General features: G+C 45.4%; 12 protein-coding genes. 3 read left to right on the top strand and 9 right to left on the bottom strand.

Going from position 1 to position 18,624, the window contains the following annotated elements; translation table 11 throughout:
• Positions 1-11: 11 nt before the first annotated feature.
• Entirely contained in the window at positions 12-497 is a 486-nt protein-coding gene (locus tag B5D26_RS15195; RefSeq protein ID WP_078746570.1) for an FKBP-type peptidyl-prolyl cis-trans isomerase, read from the bottom strand.
• Between the two features lie 124 nt (positions 498-621).
• Entirely contained in the window at positions 622-3,135 is a 2,514-nt protein-coding gene (locus tag B5D26_RS15190) for an ABC transporter substrate-binding protein (protein WP_078746569.1), read from the bottom strand.
• Positions 3,136-3,317: 182 nt separating this feature from the next.
• Here B5D26_RS15190 and B5D26_RS15185 point away from each other — a divergent pair, with 182 nt between their 5' ends.
• A complete protein-coding gene (locus tag B5D26_RS15185) occupies positions 3,318-5,273 on the top strand; it encodes a methyl-accepting chemotaxis protein (protein WP_078746568.1) in 1,956 nt (651 codons plus the stop codon).
• 87 nt (positions 5,274-5,360) lie between these two features.
• Here the strand turns inward: B5D26_RS15185 and B5D26_RS15180 are convergent, their stop codons facing one another.
• Positions 5,361-5,924 (bottom strand): TetR/AcrR family transcriptional regulator, encoded by a 564-nt coding sequence (locus B5D26_RS15180; protein WP_078746567.1) that lies wholly within the window; start codon positions 5,922-5,924, stop codon positions 5,361-5,363.
• A gap of 166 nt (positions 5,925-6,090) precedes the next feature.
• Between B5D26_RS15180 and B5D26_RS15175 the strand changes: the two genes are divergently transcribed.
• Positions 6,091-6,720 carry a glutathione S-transferase family protein gene (locus tag B5D26_RS15175; protein WP_078746566.1) on the top strand — a complete coding sequence of 210 codons (630 nt, stop codon included), beginning with the start codon at positions 6,091-6,093 and terminating at the stop codon, positions 6,718-6,720.
• A 92-nt stretch (positions 6,721-6,812) separates the two neighbouring features.
• On the opposite strand, the gene B5D26_RS15170 is transcribed toward B5D26_RS15175, so the two are convergent.
• The 5 genes from B5D26_RS15170 to B5D26_RS15150 form a co-directional block, all read right to left on the bottom strand.
• Positions 6,813-7,172 (bottom strand): VOC family protein, encoded by a 360-nt coding sequence (locus B5D26_RS15170; RefSeq protein WP_078746565.1) that lies wholly within the window; start codon positions 7,170-7,172, stop codon positions 6,813-6,815.
• Between the two features lie 69 nt (positions 7,173-7,241).
• Positions 7,242-9,404, bottom strand: a complete 2,163-nt coding sequence (recD, locus tag B5D26_RS15165; RefSeq protein ID WP_078746564.1) for an exodeoxyribonuclease V subunit alpha — start codon at positions 9,402-9,404, stop codon at positions 7,242-7,244.
• Positions 9,404-13,222, bottom strand: a complete 3,819-nt coding sequence (recB, locus tag B5D26_RS15160) for an exodeoxyribonuclease V subunit beta (RefSeq protein WP_078746563.1) — start codon at positions 13,220-13,222, stop codon at positions 9,404-9,406. Before recB ends, recD begins: the two co-directional genes overlap by 1 nt.
• Positions 13,219-16,863, bottom strand: coding sequence for an exodeoxyribonuclease V subunit gamma (gene recC, locus B5D26_RS15155; protein ID WP_078746562.1), 3,645 nt, complete (start codon positions 16,861-16,863; stop codon positions 13,219-13,221). Before recC ends, recB begins: the two co-directional genes overlap by 4 nt.
• Before the next feature lie 224 nt (positions 16,864-17,087).
• Positions 17,088-17,564 carry a peroxiredoxin gene (locus tag B5D26_RS15150; RefSeq protein ID WP_078746561.1) on the bottom strand — a complete coding sequence of 159 codons (477 nt, stop codon included), beginning with the start codon at positions 17,562-17,564 and terminating at the stop codon, positions 17,088-17,090.
• A gap of 199 nt (positions 17,565-17,763) precedes the next feature.
• Here B5D26_RS15150 and B5D26_RS15145 point away from each other — a divergent pair, with 199 nt between their 5' ends.
• Complete coding sequence (locus B5D26_RS15145) at positions 17,764-17,958, top strand: putative motility protein (RefSeq protein WP_078746560.1); 195 nt, start codon at positions 17,764-17,766, stop codon at positions 17,956-17,958.
• 72 nt (positions 17,959-18,030) lie between these two features.
• On the opposite strand, the gene B5D26_RS15140 is transcribed toward B5D26_RS15145, so the two are convergent.
• Positions 18,031-18,624 (bottom strand): HD-GYP domain-containing protein (locus tag B5D26_RS15140; protein WP_143833127.1); only part of this gene is annotated, 594 nt, incomplete at its 5' end.

Raw genomic sequence — 18,624 nt, 5'->3', positions numbered from 1 at the left:
TATTGTGCTGATTAATGGTGATGGTGGCCGCCTGTACCATGCGCATGACCATGCGCAATTTCTTCTGCTGTGGCCTCACGCACTACACCGACTTCAATATCAAAAGTCAGTGTCTTACCTGCCATTGGGTGATTGGTGTCAACGGTGACCATAAATTTACCTACTTTAAGCACCGTAACTTGACGTTGGCCTTGCTCGGTGTTTAAAACACCAATCATACCAGCAGACCATTTTTTTGCGCCTTGCAAATGCTTAACAGGTACTCTCTGCTCACTGCCTTCAACACGAGGGCCGTAAGTATCTTCCGGTGGCAGTGTTACAGAAAAGCTTTCGCCAGCCTCGCGGCCTAACATTGCCTTTTCGATACCTATCATCATATTGTTATGGCCATGCAGGTAAGCAATGGGGTCATGTCCCACATTACTTTCCAGTGCAACACCATTTTCATCTTTTACAGTGTAAAAGAACTGTACAACACTGCCCTCAGTAATTTGCATTTTGCGCTAACCTGTATTAGAAATTGATCAATCATTAAGATATTCATCATTCGTACCCCCTTGCTTATTAGGTCAATACGAACGGCGCGAATCATAACAAAACTGACTGATAAGTGTTACTGATCTAATGAGAGCCTGAACTAGTGAGTGTCGCTAATGTTGGTGCAACACTGCCCTGCTCTGCAACAACGCAACAATTTCGACCAAAGGCTTTAGCCTGATACAATGCATTATCTGCACGGTGAATAAGAGAAGCTTGAGGTTCATCCATCTGCATTTGAGCAAGACCAATGCTGACTGAAATACTTTGCACCACTGGAACAGACTCTTTGGCGATAGTTTTTCGAAACGCTTCAGCTTGAGTGCGCGCCATTTGATAGCTTGTATTTGGCATCACCATTAAAAACTCTTCGCCACCCCATCGTCCAACATAACAACCTCTAGGTATGTGCTCTGCTAGCAAGCGCCCCAAATGTTTAAGCACTTGATCACCAGTTAGATGGCCGAAAGTATCGTTAACCCTTTTAAAGTGGTCGATATCAATCAACATAATAGACAAAGGCTGGTGCTGTATCTGCGCTGAAAGAATTGCATCTTCTAGCGCTGCCTCAATGAAATAGCGGTTACGCAACGATGTCAGTGCATCTGTAGTAGACAGTTCAATTAATGCACTATTTTTATTTTCTAGAGCTTCTGATAATTGTTTTAGAGAAAGCTCTGCTGCAATGCGAGATTTAATCTCGGCCTCTAATTGCTGATTGCTAATCAAAAGCTTTCTATTCATCCAAATCAAAGTACCTATAGTCAGAGTTAATAATAGGACTGCAGGCCAAAGTCTTAAATAATCTGTTTTCGCTTCGACACTTATGCTGATCCAACGTTGATAGATCGCATTAAGGTCAGCTGGATTTAAATTAGCGACCGCTTTCTCAAAAATACTGTGTAGTTCAGGAATATCATTGCGTGTGCCAACTGACAGCATAATATGATGAGGAAACTGCCCTGCGATTTGCAGATTGTGAAAGCGACCCTGATTGATGTAGTAGTTACTGGTCGCAATCGCATCGATAAATGCATCAGCCTGCCCTTGATTGACTCGCTCTAGTGCATCAATAACCGAGTCGGCCAATACAAGGCTAATATCAGGGTAGTTTTGCTTAAGTATCTCTGCATAGTAGTAACCTTTTACAGCTACCACTCGCTGACCATTGAGCTCGCTGACTTGATTAATATAGGCACGTTGCTTAGGAGCAATAATCACACTAGAGAATTGATAGTAAGGCTGAGTAAAGTTCATATAACGTAGGCGCTCAGGTGTTTGATGAGCGGCTGAAAAAATATCGCACTTGCGTTGTTGTGCCGCTAGAAGGCTCTCACTCCACGAATCTGTATTTAGCCTGCGAAAAGGTTTATTCAGCATAATGGAAAGCTGTGCCATGACATCCGCTGTCATACCACTACTTTTTTGAGCACTGTTTGCGGCTTCATAAGGTAACCAGTTTGGGTCTGTGCAGACTCGAATCTCTGATAATGATGCCAGTACAGTTTTTTCAGCTTCCGAAAAACTTAACTCTGAGCTGTAATTTTTTTGGGTAGGGATGCGATCTAATGCACTGGGATAGATCATCGCATTTGTATCAATCTTTTCAGCGAGCTGCCCTGATTGCGTATAAACCTCAACTAAACGCGCCATGCGTTGTGGGTCAATACTACCAATAGGATAAACATCAGGAGCCATCAGTTTGGTTACTTCACGGGCTTCATACATCAAAGCTTCAAAGCTCTTACTAATATTATAATGTTGCTGTGCCCAATGAATGATCTCTCTAGGGTTTTGCAAGGCATAATGCCAACCACGAATAGTTGCCCGTCTAAACCCTGCAACTCTTTCAGGACGTAAACGGACCTCCTGTTCTGTTGTAAATATGGAGTTACTATAAAAATCAGCACCATAATTAGCAGGGTCAATAATGCGGTATTCAATACCATATTCACTCAGTTGAAAGGGCTGATTAGTGATGTAGGCCGTCATAGCATCGACGCTGCCTGATCTTAAACCATCAATTTCATAATTATGCTCACTGAGATTGATCTTCGTTAGATCAACTTGTTCTTTTTTGAACATAAATTGAATTTCAGCACTTGCTAGATCTATCTGATTAGTCATGAGTTTGCGGCCATGCAGATCTGAAGGCCTTCTAATATCACTATCAGAACGTGCAAGCACAACAATAGGAGAGTGCTTGAATAAATTGGCAATTAGAACAATAGGATGACCTTGGGCGCGTTCTAAAATCAGTTCGCTGTTACTGAGCGCAAACTGGGCGCGGCCAGATAAAACCTCTTGTATGGGCGACACACCTTGCTCCAATGCTTTGATCTCTACATCTAAGCCCTCTTGTTCATAAAAACCCATCGCCTGCGCAGCATAAAAACCTGCATATTCAAACTGATGTAACCAATGAAGCTGCACAACAACTTTATCTAGCGCTTGGGCTGAATCTTCAGATTTAGATGCAATCAACTTAGATTGAGTCTGAGTATCAGCAGATAATACAAACGGGTACAGCCCTAACAGCAGCAATAGCGGTATTAACATCTGCTTTAGAATGCTGAATTGGCGCCAATGAGGGGGCATAACTAACAATCCCTAGTTTCAGAAAACAATCAAAGACCGCCAATCTTAGAGTGGTTGCGATAGATAATCGACTAGGGTAAACCCTAGTTTTGGGTTGATAGACCTAAATGACTGTAAATTGAATCTAAAATCAAAACACTCGCGTAATCATACTGAATACTTCTTTTGGTAAGGAATGGCTTATGTTTACGCATTTAAGGCTCGCTCAGCAGTTGGCACTAGGCTTTGGCCTACTTATTTTCTTCAGTATAGCGATTGCGTTATCGGCCTATTATGGGTTGAGTCAAAGTAATGAGGGCTTTAGAAAATATAGAGCCTTTGTTGATGATACGACCATCGCCAGCCAGCTTCAAAGTAAAGCACTGATGCAAAACTCAGATGCATTGAGTTATTTAAATCAACCTGAACTTGAAACATTACAGCGCTACCAAGCTCAATCTGAGGCTTTGAACACGCTGTTAGCACAAGCAAAAACACAAGTGCAAAATGCAACACGCTCAGATTTAGTGTCGAAAACAGAACAAGCAACTAAGCAGTTTCAGGATGCTTTTCAAGAGGTTACCAGTGAAATTCGCCATCGTAAGCTTATGATTCAGCAGGTCTTCATACCTGCTGGACAAACCATGCGAGAACTGATGACCTCTCTAATAGAAAATGCTTATCTCAGTGGCGATAGTGATTTCACCTTTTATGCCGCTAGTACACAAGAACATTTGCTACTAGGCCGTCTATATGCAAATCAGTATTTAATTTCATCAGATTTAATCGACTACCAACGGGCTATCAAGGAGTTGAATGAAATACTGCCTAATGCATTGGGGTTATTAATCGGTGCATTGGATGGAGAGGAAGCAGAGCTAATTCAGCAATTCCGAGCCGCACACAAAACCTATCTGCAGCAATTGGCTTTAATTCATGACTCTGTAAAGAAAGTGGATGAAGTGACCGCGCGTGACATTACACAGCTGAACAACACCATTACCAATCTTACAGAGCAGATCAAACAAGAAGTCTTAAATGAGCAACAACGCTTAGGCCCCGCTTTACAATCAACACTAGAGCAGTTAACGCTGTTAATTATGTCGCTGTCGGTTGTAGGCATTATGGTAGGGGTTGTGCTTGCTCTTTATTTGGTTAGCATTATAAAACGCCCCATTGGTGGTGAACCAACAGAGATTGCAGCTATTACCCAGACCATTGCTAAAGGTAATCTCAGTTTAGACACCCACACTCATCACGAGAAGGCAACAGGGATATTGGCCTCTGTTATTCAAATGGCAACAGAACTAAAAAGGATTATTACGGATATTTCTCGCTCAGGACAACAACTGAAGCAAACTGCAGAGTCAACCAGTGCTGTAGCCACACAAACACATCAGGTTGTAGGTCAACAACAGCTTAGAATTGAACAGATTGCAGCCGCAGCAACCGAAATGGCTGCAAGCATTCAAGAAGTTGTCGGCCATTCAGAGAGTTCTTCTCAAGCGTCTGAAACTGGGTTGCGGTTTGCTCAAGAAGGGCAACAAGCTGTTATAGAAACTCTCAGCGCCATTAGTGAGCTGGCTCAAGATGTAGAACAATCTGTACAGCTCATACTCTCACTCGAAGCCAGTAGCGCCAATATAGGCTCGGTCACAGAAGTGATTAAGAATATTTCTGAGCAAACCAATCTATTAGCGCTAAACGCTGCGATTGAAGCAGCTAGAGCAGGAGATAATGGACGAGGCTTTGCCGTGGTTGCTGATGAAGTCCGCCAGCTGGCTCAACGCAGTCAAGATTCGACTCAAACCATTCAGCAGATGATTACAAAACTACAAGCCGATATTAATTTAGCGGTAGCGGCTATGCAGGCCAGTCGCGATAAAGCACATCTAACGGTTGAGCGCTCAGAGCGCACAGGACAGGCATTAGAGACGATTGTACAAGCCATACAACAGATCAGTGCGATGAACAGTCAAGTTGCCAGTGCTTTAGTACAGCAATCTGAAGTAGCTGAAGAGATTAGCGCAAATATTGAAATTGTCACCCAACTATCTGAACAAACAGTTTCTGGTGCAAAAGATACGGCGCAAGCCAGCGCTGGGCTATTGAGCATTGCTCAGAATATGGCGGTGTCTGTAGGCTATTTCAGACTATGAAGCCTTTTGGGAATAGGATGTTATTTTAGCCGCGCTTTCATAGGCGTACTAAAACAGCACTGAAACCAGCATTGATTGTGTAATACTTCACTCATAGCCAGCTTTTAGTTTGAGCTGGCTTTTAATTTCTTCTTTTGCGGTGATCAGTATTTTATCCGCAAAATCACTTTCTCCAACAGCGCGTGCTAAAGCAACGCCGCCAATCATTAAAATGCAGCTAATCAGGGCTTTGTCATCATTGCACTGTGTCATATTAGACAAACCATTAACAAAGCCCTTGAGGACTTTATTATATCCGTCACGGCTAGCGGTCTCTTGCTGAGCAATATCAGAAACCAGAAAGGCCAATGGGCAAGCATCCTCTATTGAGCTGACGTGTGCTTTGGACAGATAAATGTCGATTAACTCCTCTGTATTAATCACCTTGCTTAGGTGTCCACGAGACATACGCTTAGCACCAAATACAACCGCTTCTGAATACAAATCTGCTTTTGAGGCAAAGTGCTTGTAAAAGGCACCTCGGGTTAAACCTGCCCGGCTCATCACTTCGTTAATTGAAACACGCTCGAAACCTTTGTGAGTAAAAAGATGAGCTGCACTGGTTAGAATTTTCTCACGACTCTGAGTTTTTTGTTCTGGTGACCAAGGCATAAAGCTTCTCAACGGGTGATTGATGGAATGCTTATGCTGCCATAAAAGCAAAAGATGATCTTGATCATATTGTCACAGCCCGTAAATTGGCGTCATTTTCCGCTTAACAAATAAACAGAATAGTTTCGCTAATAACGGCAACCCTGCTTAGGGTAAGAGGTTCAATATGATCAGTATTTTAGGTTTAGCCCACAGCAATTTTGTACGCAGTGTAGCACTAGTGTGTGCTCAAAAAGGTCAGCCTTATCAAATCAGTTGGCAGCTAGGCGGCAAAAATATCGGCTTTCGCTCAGATGAGCATAAAGCTCTGCACCCTTTTGTTAAAATTCCGGTAATACAGTGTGGCGATACCATTGTTACTGAAACTTTAGCCATTTGCCGCTATCTTGATGCGAAGTATCCAGAATCGGCTTTACAGCCTACAGATATTGAGGCTCAAGCACAGCACGATGCTTGGTGTTCGATGGCAATCACACAAATTGACCAAGCATTGATTCGTAACTATATGGTTGAGTTGGCTTTCCCAAGCGGTGTAGATGGCAAGCCTGACTTGGACAAACTGCAAAAGAATAAACCTGCGGCTCTAAATGCTATTGCCATTATCGAGCAGCAGTTACAAGGTCAAAACTTTATCTGTGGTAATCAGTTAACCCTTGCTGATTTGCTGTTAGCCCCAATGGTGCACTACGCAGTTAAGCTGCGAGCGCCATTGACACTAGTCACTGAAAACAGTCCATTACATGATTATGTAGCAAGATTGCAAAATCAAACTGGGGCAAAAGATATTTTGCTATAACCTCAGCGTCTTTTATGAACAAATACAGGGCAAACCACAAGTTTGCCCTGTAAGCCCCTGAAAATGTATTTTGGTATCAATATAAGAGCGGCTTAAGGCTCTAAATTCGACCATACCGCAAATTCATTGCCACTAGGTTCGACAAAATGAAAACGCCGTCCACCGGGAAAGCTGAAAATAGGCTTTACGATCTTGCCCCCAGCGGAAACCACTTTTTGTAAGCTTTCCTCTAGGTTTCGACTATAAAACACCAATAATGCGGCTCCATTTGAAGGCAGTGAGCACTGCTTAGACTGGTAGAAGCCTCCATCCAGCCCTTGATTTGAAAACGAAGTGTAATCTGCACCATAGTCGATAAAAGTCCATCCAAAGACTTGGCTGAAAAATGCCTTGGTCGCGGTTAAATCTCGTGCCGGAAACTCAACATAGTTCAAGGCTTCATGGCGTGGCATCTATCATCTCCTTTGAAGTAGAAAAACATCGACATCAAGTTTTAACTCATGTTTTGTCTATCAGCAAGGTTAAATTCCACTAATCCTGTTCACTCGTCTCGCCATAGCCTCCGCTAATACCGCATCATTTTGATACACCAAGGTGAACATCTGTTTAGAACGGGTAATACCTGTATAAAGCAGCTCTTTAGTAAGCACGGGGTTACTGCGCTCGGGTAGCACTAATGCAGTGTGTTTAAACTCTGAACCTTGAGATTTGTGCACAGTCATAGCAAAGACCGTTTCAACCTCTTGCAGACGACTGGGCAGAATCCAACGAATAGCACGGCTGCCATCTCCCGCAGGAAATGCCACGCGCAGAGCCGTGATAGGTTCACCCTGTTCATTCAGCATAGGCACTGCTAAGGTGATGCCAATGTCACCATTCATCAACTTTAGGCTGTAGTTATTGCGTGTCACTAACACAGGTCGACCTGCATACCACTGCCCTGTTTGGTTGCTCAGTTTTCCTTGGCGAATTAAGCTCTGGCGGATGTTATCGTTCAGCCCTTCAATACCCCAGTCACCGCTACGTAAAGCGGTCAGCACTTGGAATTGACCATAAGCATTTAATACCTGCCATGCCCACTGATCGAGAAAATCTTGCTCCATTGTTTGAGGTTGCTGGGCGGCCATCAGCTCAAGATAGGGGTGATAACCCTTAAAAAGTTGATGTAGCGCCTTGTCTTCTGGCGTGCTGATTTTAATCAGTTGTAGACATGGCTCAGTTTGCTTTTGCTCAGCGATCCGCTGCTCATCTGCAAACAGTTGTTTTAAGCTTTGCAGTGGTTGTGGCGCAACTTGATTAGAGTGAGGCGCAGACATAAGCAAGCCCTCATTCACCAATAGCGCCAATGCACCAATACCGCTATCGGCTTTGAAGCGATGGCTAAAGCGTAACATAGTAATGGCTTGGCTGAGGGCGTCACCCTCAATGTCTTGATAGTGCGAGGGAACCTGTTCCCCTGTGATCAGTGCGAGCCAGTCTATAGTATCAGGCTGATAGGCAACGCGATTGGCGTTTACACATAAATCACCCAGCACGGCACCTGCATCAACGGAGGCCAGCTGATCTTTGTCTCCCAATAGAATCAGCCGTGTTTGAGGGCGTAAAGCATCAAGAAGTTGTGCCATCATTTCAATATCCACCATTGAGGCTTCATCCACCACCACAATATCAACGGGTAGCGGGTTTTGTGCATGGTGGCGGAAAAAGCGGCTGTCTGGCTTTGCCCCTAACAAGCGGTGCAGGGTGGTAACTTCTGATGGAATGCTGGTTCTTAGTATCTGCTCTTGTGCAATGCTATTGCCATAGACTCCAGCTAGACTGAACTCAGTATTATTGGTTGCCAGTTTACTACTGATTGACTCATTTAAACGAGCTGCCGCTTTGCCTGTTGGTGCGGCAAGTCGTATCTGTAACGGGGCTAAACCCTGTTGTAACTGCAAAGCTTGTAACAATGCTAACAGTTTCACCACTGTTGTGGTTTTACCTGTACCGGGGCCGCCTGTAATTACGCTAAAACCTGAGCGCGCGGCTAACGCGCAAGCAATTTTTTGCCAGTCAGGCTCTGCATTTGAATCTGTTTGCACAGGGAACAACTGCGATAAAATTCTCTGGGTATCTCCAACTGGCAGAGTCAGCTTTTGCTCTAAACGATGGTTAATACCCTGTAAAATATGTTGTTCATAAGCCCAGTAACGGCGCAGATAGAGCAAAGGGCGGCTTGTACGCCCAGCCAACACCAAAGGCCGCTGCTCAACTTCTGAGTTTGAATCAATAAGGGCAAACTGGTTCTGTATCGCGGCGTATTGACTTAAGGCTTGCTGCCATTGGTTTAAGCTGTCTGGCAGCAGTTGTTTAAGCTGTTGACGTACCAGTGGTGCATGGGCTGATTTAGCCTCTAATCCGCTGAGTAATTCTTCTGGGTGCTGTAACGCCCGTTGCAAATCAAGGCAGATATGACCGTGGCCATTACGCTCGCTAACCAAGACGATGGCTAAAACCACTTGTGGGTCTAGGGTTGGGCATTGCTCAACCATAAACTGTGCCAGTGCTTTATCAAGTGCACGAATCGCCCCTGCCTCCACCCAGTCTTGCAGTATGCTTAAAAAAAGTTGGGGGTTTTCAATTGGAGCAATGGCCGAAGCCGACTCTGAAGGCGCATCAAATAAACTGTGCTGTTCAAACATTAAACGGCCTCCTGTGCAGGTTGCTGACAACTTTGCTCAGCACTAAAAAGCTTATCAAGCTGTTCGATAAAGGCTTTACTAGGACGATCCATAAATAAGCCTTGGCTTGGGCTTTGGTTGCCTCGTAGGAATACATAAACAGCCCCACCAACGTGTAAGTCATAATCGTAGTTCGGCAAACGCGCTTTTAGCTGGCGATGCAAAGCCAACAGGTAGAGTACGTATTGCAGATCATAGCGGTGGTCAAGCATAGCGTTACGCATGGCGCTCTCGGTGTAGGCTTGATCATCTTCTCCCAACTTGTTTGATTTCCAATCCACTACGTAATAACGGCCTTGATGTTCTAGTACTAAGTCAATAAAACCTTTTAGCAGGCCATTCAGTAAACTAGGTTGCGCCATCGGGCGTGGGGCTTTTGCCAATGTATTGTCGATGACCAAGGCGTCTAGCTCGGTACTTTGTACGAATCGGCTTTGTAATAGAAACTCCATTTCAATATGTATTTGGCTAGGTTTTAGATCTGCCAGAGCAAAGCTAGGCACAGTGCCGTCAATTTCTGGTAAGGCGTTAAGCTGCCAAGGTTGGCGGATAAAATCTTGTAACCAGTTGTTCAACGGATAAACCCAATCTTGCAGCTGGCGCAGATTGCAGCGCTTGCCCAACATATCAAGGCGCTCTTTTTGAAAGTCAGGGTGAGCTGTTGCGGCAAAACCTTTGTATCTTTTCTGGCCGCTCTGACTGCCCTGTCCGTTTTGCTCATGATGTAAAAAGGTTTGTCCTGCCGCCCATTCTAAAAGGCTATGTAGAAAGGTGCCGTATTTACTGCCTGCTGGAAATTGGTGCAAGCTGCGTGTTTGTGCAGACAGGGGCGGCATCATCAAGGCTGCTGGAATAGGCTTCTCCGCTGTGCTGGGTTCTTCCCTTGCGGTGGCCTGTGATGCGCTTTCTTCTTCCATTAAAGGCTGATCAAAGCGCTTATCTGACACAACTTCTGCTGATTTTTGTCCATAGCGGATGGCGGAATAGCTGGCAATCCACCAAGGGGTTAACCGTTTCAGCTGGCTGGTACGTGCAGCGTCTAGGCGGGCTTCTTGTGGGGCTTGATAGTGAAAATGCTCTGTACTGGGCGTAATCAGTTGAAGGCAACTTTGTGTACTTAGGTCGTCGATGGTAGGCGCAGTTTTGATACCCAGTATATAGCCAATAGCCGATTGCGACAGTTGCTCTAAACAGGCCATGCCTAACCAGTTGCCATAACGTGCCCTTGTGAGCGCCACATAAAGCTTACGTAAATCCTCTGCCAATCGCTCTTCATCGGCTTTTTGCAAAATATCAGTCGACAAGGATAAGTGAACCGCTAATTCACCTTGTTCATTATGGGTTTTAACGGGAAGATACTTGCCTGTTTCCTGACGATAGTTACAAATAAACGGCAAAAATACTAATGGGTACTCTAAGCCTTTAGACTTGTGAATGGTGACAATTTTCACCAGCTCACGGTCGCTTTCTAAACGTTGCTGCTGACTTTCGTTGTGCTCATCGGGGTTTAATTGAGCCTCTTCAAAATAGCGGATCAGCGCTTGCTCACCTTCAAATTGCTCGCTGGCCTGTTGTAACAGTTCACCCAAATGCAACAGATCGGTTAAGTGGCGTTCACCGCCCCGTTGCAGCAATAAGCGCTGTGCAATTTGGAAACGCTCAATTAGCTGATAAATCAGCGCCAACACCCCTTGGTATTGCCAAATCTTTTGTAACTGCACAAAGCGCTCAATTTGCGCTTCCCAATAAAGCTCGTCACAGTTCAGCCTCTCTAGGTTTAGCACTGAATAGCCTGCAAGAGCGCAGGCTAAGGCTTGTTTTAACCGCCGGTCGTCTAACGGGTTTGCCACCGCTCTTAATAGCAATAATAGCTCGGCTGCTGCGGCACTTTGATACACACTACTGCGATCTGATAGGTAAACACTAGCGATGCCTCGCTGATAAAGCGCCTCGGCGATTATCTGTGCCTCGTTGCCACTATTTACCAATACAGCAATGTCTTTAGGCATTACAGGGGCGCGTTGCTCGGGATTATACTCATCTGGCAAAGTCGCCAGATTACGTTGGCCTAATACCAGTAAACGGGCAATTTCATTGGCCGCCACCTCGGCAGATTGTTGGCGATAATCCATCACTTTATCGGTATCGATTAGCCATGCCTGTTGTGCGCTTTGTGTTTGCCCTTCTATTTGTAAACCTGTTAGCCCTTTTTTACCCGCTTGCACGGCTAAAAAAGGCACCGGATTGTCCTCAGGCTGCTTAAATAAAAATGCGCCCTTGTCTAAGGCTTCACCCTGCATAAAAGTGCGGTTGACCTGCTGGATTAAAGCGGGGCTAGAGCGAAAGTTGGTGCCTAAGGTGAAATGGCGCTGGGCATCTTGTCGTGCCGCCAAATAAGTATAAATATCAGCCCCTCGGAAAGCGTAAATCGCTTGCTTCGGGTCGCCAATCATAAAAAAGCCTGTTTCAGGCAGTGGCGCTTGCACTTGGTAGATGCGGTTGAAAATTCGATATTGTACGGGGTCGGTGTCTTGAAACTCATCGACCAATGCCACGGGGAATTTGCGACGAATCGAGCTTGCCAATGCATCGCCACGGGTGGGATGCTGCAAAGCCCGATCTAAGCGAACTAACAAATCGTTATGGTAAAGCTGTTGCTGGCGCAGTTTCTCTTGCTCAATACGTTCTGCCAACCATTGTGCGGCATGAATCAATAATGGCTGTTTCGCGCGCGGCAGCTGGGCTAATTGCTGTTCTAAATCCCGTAGTGCTAAACAGCAATGATGCTGACTATCAGCGTCAGCTTCGTTTTTCCAAACACTTAGGTCAAGCCCTGCCATGCGCTGAAATGAGGTGCTTTCAGCATTGATACCCGTTTGTTCTGCTTCGCTGTTTTGCCACTGTTTTAATTTATCAATCACGCCTCCGCGGTGGCTGCTGTTTAACTTTTGCGCGTGAATACGCTTCTCTTTTGCTGCTTGATTAAACAGATCCTCAAGCTGCTGAGCGATATTCTGCTCACGCCACTGCTGTTTTAAAGGCGTAAGAATAGCGGCTTTTTCTTGTTTGATCTGGCTGAATAGCTGGTCAAGATCAGAAATTGTCCCTGCATTGAGCTGATCCACCACAGGTAACAAGTTTTTAACTTTTTCGATCAGTTCATTAGGCGTACTGAACACTTCAAACACTTGTACCAATGCATTTTCATCTAAGTGCAAGCAGAAGCTGCGCCAATAATCTTCTGCCGCCTGCTGTAGATAGTCGGCATCCGTTTGAATCAGCTCTTGACCAAAGGCATTGCCGCTGTCAAAAGCGTGCTCGGTTAAAATGCGATAACACCAGCTGTGAATTGTCGAAATTGCCGCCTCGTCCATCCACTCTGCCGCCAGTGCCAGCTTACGAGCCTCTGCGGATAACGCTCGCCCTTGTTGAACCAAGGCAGCTTTAAGCGCCAATAAAATCGAATCAGCCTCAGCAGTTAAGGTGCTTGCTTCTGGTTGGCTCAGTAACTCAGCGGCCTCTACTAGGCGCAAGCGAATGCGCTCTCGCAGCTCTTGAGTGGCGGCATTGGTAAAAGTTACCACCAAAATATTAGGCGGTAACAACGGCTTATCAAATGCGCTACTTTCATCAGATTCGCCTGTTAGCGTTTGTCCATGCTGTAGCACTAAACGAAGATACAGCAGTGCCAAGGTGTAGGTTTTACCTGTACCCGCACTGGCCTCAATTAAGGCCGAGCCTTTTAGAGGAAAGGTTAGGGGATTTAAAATCTGGCTCATGCTTTGGCCTCCTGTGCATACAGCTTGCCATAGGCTTGCTCACTTAACTCAGCAAGGCCTAGAGCGCCTCCTTGTCGTAATAGTCTGCACTGGCAGAGGCTATTAAAATCAGCAAACTCTCGGCTCAGATAAGCGCTATATAGCAGGTCTTTATCAAAAGCTTTCACAAAGTAATCCGCCAGTTTGGCATCGGTATCTGCTCTGTCTAAGGCGCAGCCCTCTGGTTGTAAGCCTTGCTGATATAGATAAGCCAATCCGGTGTTTAAGGCCAAAGGTATCGGCTGTTGCATACCCAGCCACCAAAGCTGCAACAGTTGGCGCAGTTCTGCCTCTGCGACCTCTGCTGATAGCGGTGCAAAAACAGCCTCGCCTGCAGGGCTAAGTAGATGGGTTGTAACACTAGGATAAGAGACCGATGCCACCAGATGTTTTAACCAAGGCAGCACATAATTACGCCATTGTGGTGCGCGATTTTTACGTAACGAGCTGCTACTTAGGCAAATCTGCCCATAGTCGCCTTGGCTGGTTTGATAAAGCTCTGAGGGCAGTGCTTCAAATTGCCACAACTTTGTTTCGTTATTGCTTACCGCCTGTACCGCCAAATGCAGTGGCGCCAGATTATCGACGCTATTCAAATACTGCATTCGTAAATTGTGCCACTTTTGATACAGTTCTGGCATTTTCTGGAACTGTTGCTTGGCTTGATGTTGCCCCAACGCCCCAGCAATTAGCACCCCTTCACGCTGTTTTTGCGCGATAAACTGGTCTATCTGTATGGCAAAGTCGTCTTCGGTTAAACCCATCTGAAAACTTTGGCGAATCAGCTGATCTTTTAAAGCCCAGTTGCCTAAACCATCAAAAGCATAGGTTTCTGTTTCTGCCGCCAGTTGAATCTCTTCTGGTGGATAGATCTGTAAACGCTGATTAAAAAAAGCATCCACGGGGCTGCGTAAAAAATCACTGAGTTGTTTAATATTAACGGCACTTTCTGGATACCAAACTGAAAGCGGACGCTGTTGTTCAGCTTGATCCGCTCGGTCATGTACCGCTCGCCACTCTGCACCATAGGTGAACAGGCGTGCATCGCGCGTGGGTTTAAAATATTCAGGGCTGAAGGGCTGCATTGGATATTCAGTGGTAATGGCCGCTAGAAAATCAGCCCGCTCTTGGTTGTGGTTGTGATTACGGTTGTGGCTTGAATTTTGACTATGACCATCAGTCCCTGATTTTAAGTGCCAACCAGCGGCCAAGTGGTCGCGCAGCTGACCTACCAAGACCGAGGGTGGCATGCTGCTGTTATCTTTAATATTGCGCCCCACCCAACTGATCACCAGCTTGTCACGAGCAGAAAGTAGCGCCTCAAGCAACAGGTAGCGGTCATCATCTCGACGGGAACGGTCTCCCGGTCGATAGTGATCTGCCATTAAATCAAAATCTGCGGGGCGATTACTACGGGGATAATCACCATCATTCATGCCCAAAAGCCAAACCTGCTTGAAAGGCACAGCACGCATCGGCATTAAAGTGGCAAAGTTAATCGAACCTCCCAAGAACTTCTGTGTTAGCGTGGGTTGGTCAATTTGCTCCAGTAGGTTGTCTGCAACAATACTCAGCGGTAAGGCTTGATTTTGGCTGTTAGCATCTTGGCTAAATTGTTGAATACGTTCTAAGCCTTTTTCGATCTGCTCCAACGCCCACTGGTCAGTGTCATGGCTGGCTAAGAAAAACCTGTCTAACAACTGGTGTAAATGTTCTGCCCACTGGGTGGCGTTATGGCTTGTTTTCTGTAGTTGCCACCAATATTCCAGTTGATCAATCAATTGCACCAATGCGCCTACAAGGCTGGCCTCTAAACCGCCTACTTCGGCATAAGGTTGTATCTCTTGCCAATGGTCAATGTGTTGTCCGGTGGCAAAGCCTAACAACATACGCTTAAGCCCAAAGCGCCATGTATTTTGGTCTTGTTGCTCTGGCAGGCCAAAGTCTAATTTTTGTTCAGCTTTAAGCCCCCAACGAATTTGCGCGCCTTGCACCCAATGTTGAATGCGTGGTAGTGCATCAGGACTTAACCCCATACGATTTAACACCGCAGGCACTTCAATAAAATCTAATAGCTCGCTGACGGTGAAGCGCGAGTGCTCAATTTTCAGTAGTTTTTCAAACGCAATCAGCAAACTATTACGATGACGTTGGCCTTGGTCTGAAATGTGATAGGGTAAAAATCGGGGATCAGAATAAGCATGTCGGCCAAAAACCGCGTCAATATGAGGTGCATAGAGATTAATATCGGGCATCATCACCAAAATATCGCGCGGGTCTAACTTTTGCCCCTTGCGAGCCGCTTGCTCAAACTCTGCCAATAACTGGTCTTGCAGTACCTCTACTTCCCGCTGCGGGCTATGAACAATGCTAAAACGGATGCTTTGATCGCTCTCAGGTGCTATCTCACACTGTAAACCTTGCCGCTCTTTCAAACTACGCAGCTGCAAAATATCCTCTTGTAGCTGAGCAAGCAGATGGGAGCGATCAGGGCTGACACAGGGCGAAAATAGATCAATACGACCATCGAAAAAGCTTTGGTACTGCTCTTTCTCATCTTGCTCATCTAATAGGTGCAAATAGTCACGCCCTTGCTTACCCCAAGAGGCTAACAATGGGTGCCCATATTGATGAAGTTCCGCTTCATTGAAACCTGTAACACTGCCCTTGGTGCGTTGATGGCGCTTATACTCTTGCCGTAGTAACTCGCGCCCTTCAATAATATCCCCCCAATACAACTCGCTCGGATTGTTCACAAAAAGTAAAACTTGGCTTAAATGAGAGATCCCCTTCAGCACCTCTAAGGTTTGTTGAGGTAGAGAAGAAACACCAAACACAATCACCCTACGGGGCAACTCTTCAGGGCGGTTGTCCCAAGTGCAATGCTGGGCATAGGTTAAAAACTGCTGATGGGTTTCAGAGCGGCTATGATTTAAAGTCGTGTCTTGATTAGTCTGCTGCGTCTGAATATCTGCACTCACTAGGCGCCACAAAGCGGGTTGCCAAAGTTGCTCGGCACTGAGCGGCACCTCAACCCCTTGTTGATTCAATAGACTATCGCGTCCCGTTAACCAAAGATTTAGCCAATCTGCACGATAGACTTGATACTGATCAAACAGATCAGACAATACTGCACTTAAGCGATAACAGCGTTTTTGTTGATCGGCTACATTATCCCCCGATTCCGCCAAAAAGCTTTGTAACGGCTCAAACACGGGCTGCTCTAACAGGTCACTGGTGCTTAACAAACGATAAATACGCCAAGTTAATGCTGCTTTATCGAAAGGCGAACTGGTAGGCAGCTCAGGTATCAAACTACGGTATGCCTGCCAAATAAAACGTCCGGGAAGATCAACCTGAACCGCAGCCGCAATGCCAAACCCTCTAACATCAGCTCCATCAGAGGCCGGCTCTGCCAATGCCAACTTTAGCCACTGCGCGATACCATTACTTTGTACAAGAATCTGTTCATTCTCTAACGGCTGTAAAGGGTAACGCTCGATCCAATCCACCATAACATGGCGTAAATCTTCAAGGTGATTACCTTGAATCACCATAAAACCCGTAGGCCATTCCGAAGCACTGTTGTTATTGGCCGCCACTGTTAATCTCCCTAGTTAGAACTATGGCAGATCATAACATTTTGGGTGCGATAAGGGATTGGGGGGGAGGTACATACTGGAGTATTTCAAGCATCCAAGAGATAGACATGGCATAAAACGATTGGTTGGATCAATGAATAACTATTCTTTGAAACCGCGAGATCTATCAAGAATGGCAAAAGCGATTATCAGCTCTTGCCATTGGTAGCTCTAACTCGTTGCAGCTACAGCAGTGACAAAACAGTTTCTGCGCTACTTTGATCCACGCCTTTAGCATCAATCCCTAAAGTTTTAACAATGCCGTTTTCAATAATCATGGCATAACGCTGCGAGCGAACACCAAATTTAACGGCTGTTAGGTCTTGTGCTAAACCCATAGCTTGGGCGAATTCTGCCACACCGTCTGCCAACATGATAATTTCATCCGCATTTTGAGCCTTACCCCAAGCACCCATTACAAATGCATCGTTCACAGAGGTGCAAATAATCGCATCAACGCCCTTTGCTTTAATTGTATCAGCATGTACAACAAAGCCTGGCAAGTGAGTCATTGAACAGCCCGGTGTAAAAGCGCCTGGAACGGCAAATAGTACAACCTTTTTGCCTAAAAGCAGATCGTCTGTATTAACAGCCTCAGGCCCTTTTTCACTCATTACTTGTAATGTGATGTTAGGCACTTTTTCACCAATTTGAATGGTCATACTTTACCCCTTATGTGCAATTGATTTTACTTAACCTACCCTGATGCTGCGGCTTTTGTTGATATTAGTCAATTAACGCAAAGGAGATCATTGCAAAATAAATTGTCGGCTTGATCACATTATTTTGAATAATTGCTTAAGCTATTTCCATTTCAGCCGTTAGAATGAGGTGCAGGCCTACACAGACAAGGAGAACCCTATGGATGTTTCAAGCAGTACTGCAAAATCAGTTGGACAGCAAGACCCTTTGCTGGGAGTTCAGATTAAACTGTTCAAATCGGCTCAAGATACCGCACAGAGCACCATTGAAACGCTATTAAGCTCAGTCAATGCTGTTCAACCTGCGCAATCTGTTGAACCGCATTTGGGGAGCAAGCTGGACGTACGTGCTTAAACAGCATGTTTAGCTTTGTAAAACAGGAAAGGGGCTTAGTGCCCCTTTCCTGTTCCTAGCGAATTGGCAGGTTTAGATTAGCTTGGTGAGTTCAAGTTCTTGGGTGTCTAGAATTTTTTGAACTTTGATCCACTCATATTCACTCATAATCAGATTGATCTCTGGCTGCTCTTTTAACAACACTTTATCTTCAGACATTAAAAGCCTTACCACAGGACGAGTGCGTTTTTCAGGGTTTATCTCTGTCACTATTGCGATTTGCCCTGTGTTGAGCTGAACTATACAACCCGGAGGATAAACGCCGAGTGCCTGTATAAACTTTTCAACCAAAGGCCCATCAAAAAGCTGATGTCGCCATGCATAGAGTTTTGATAATGCATGGGTTGGTGTTGTTTTTGAGCTAAAAAAACGTTCGCGAGTCATCGCTTCATAAGTGGTTGTAATACCAAGAATACGGGCAAAAAGTGGTATCGCGCGCCCTTTCAAACCGTATGGGTAGCCAGAGCCATCATAACGTTCGTGGTGGTAAGCAATCATATCTTTGATATCAGCAAGATTATCGTGGTGAGCAACCATGCTAACACCATCAATAACATGCTGCTGAATAATAGCTTTCTGAGAAGCGTTCAAAGTGCCTTTATGGTTCAATAAAGAAGCTGGAACCCG

The sequence above is a fragment of the Oceanospirillum multiglobuliferum genome (assembly GCF_900167095.1).
Taxonomy (GTDB): domain Bacteria; phylum Pseudomonadota; class Gammaproteobacteria; order Pseudomonadales; family Halomonadaceae; genus Oceanospirillum; species Oceanospirillum multiglobuliferum.
The sequence above is the reverse complement of the archived record's forward strand: the minus strand, read 5'-3'. Positions and strand labels throughout refer to the sequence as shown.

Bases quoted from the DNA above. Each gene is read 5' to 3' on its own strand.
- B5D26_RS15195 (WP_078746570.1), bottom strand. From the start codon at position 497: ATGCAAATTACTGAGGGCAGTGTTGTACAGTTCTTTTACACTGTAAAA.
- B5D26_RS15190 (WP_078746569.1), bottom strand. From the start codon at position 3,135: ATGCCCCCTCATTGGCGCCAATTCAGCATTCTAAAGCAGATGTTAATA.
- B5D26_RS15185 (WP_078746568.1), top strand. From the start codon at position 3,318: ATGTTTACGCATTTAAGGCTCGCTCAGCAGTTGGCACTAGGCTTTGGC.
- B5D26_RS15180 (WP_078746567.1), bottom strand. From the start codon at position 5,924: ATGCCTTGGTCACCAGAACAAAAAACTCAGAGTCGTGAGAAAATTCTA.
- B5D26_RS15175 (WP_078746566.1), top strand. From the start codon at position 6,091: ATGATCAGTATTTTAGGTTTAGCCCACAGCAATTTTGTACGCAGTGTA.
- B5D26_RS15170 (WP_078746565.1), bottom strand. From the start codon at position 7,172: ATGCCACGCCATGAAGCCTTGAACTATGTTGAGTTTCCGGCACGAGAT.
- recD (WP_078746564.1), bottom strand. From the start codon at position 9,404: ATGTTTGAACAGCACAGTTTATTTGATGCGCCTTCAGAGTCGGCTTCG.
- recB (WP_078746563.1), bottom strand. From the start codon at position 13,222: ATGAGCCAGATTTTAAATCCCCTAACCTTTCCTCTAAAAGGCTCGGCC.
- B5D26_RS15150 (WP_078746561.1), bottom strand. From the start codon at position 17,564: ATGACCATTCAAATTGGTGAAAAAGTGCCTAACATCACATTACAAGTA.
- B5D26_RS15145 (WP_078746560.1), top strand. From the start codon at position 17,764: ATGGATGTTTCAAGCAGTACTGCAAAATCAGTTGGACAGCAAGACCCT.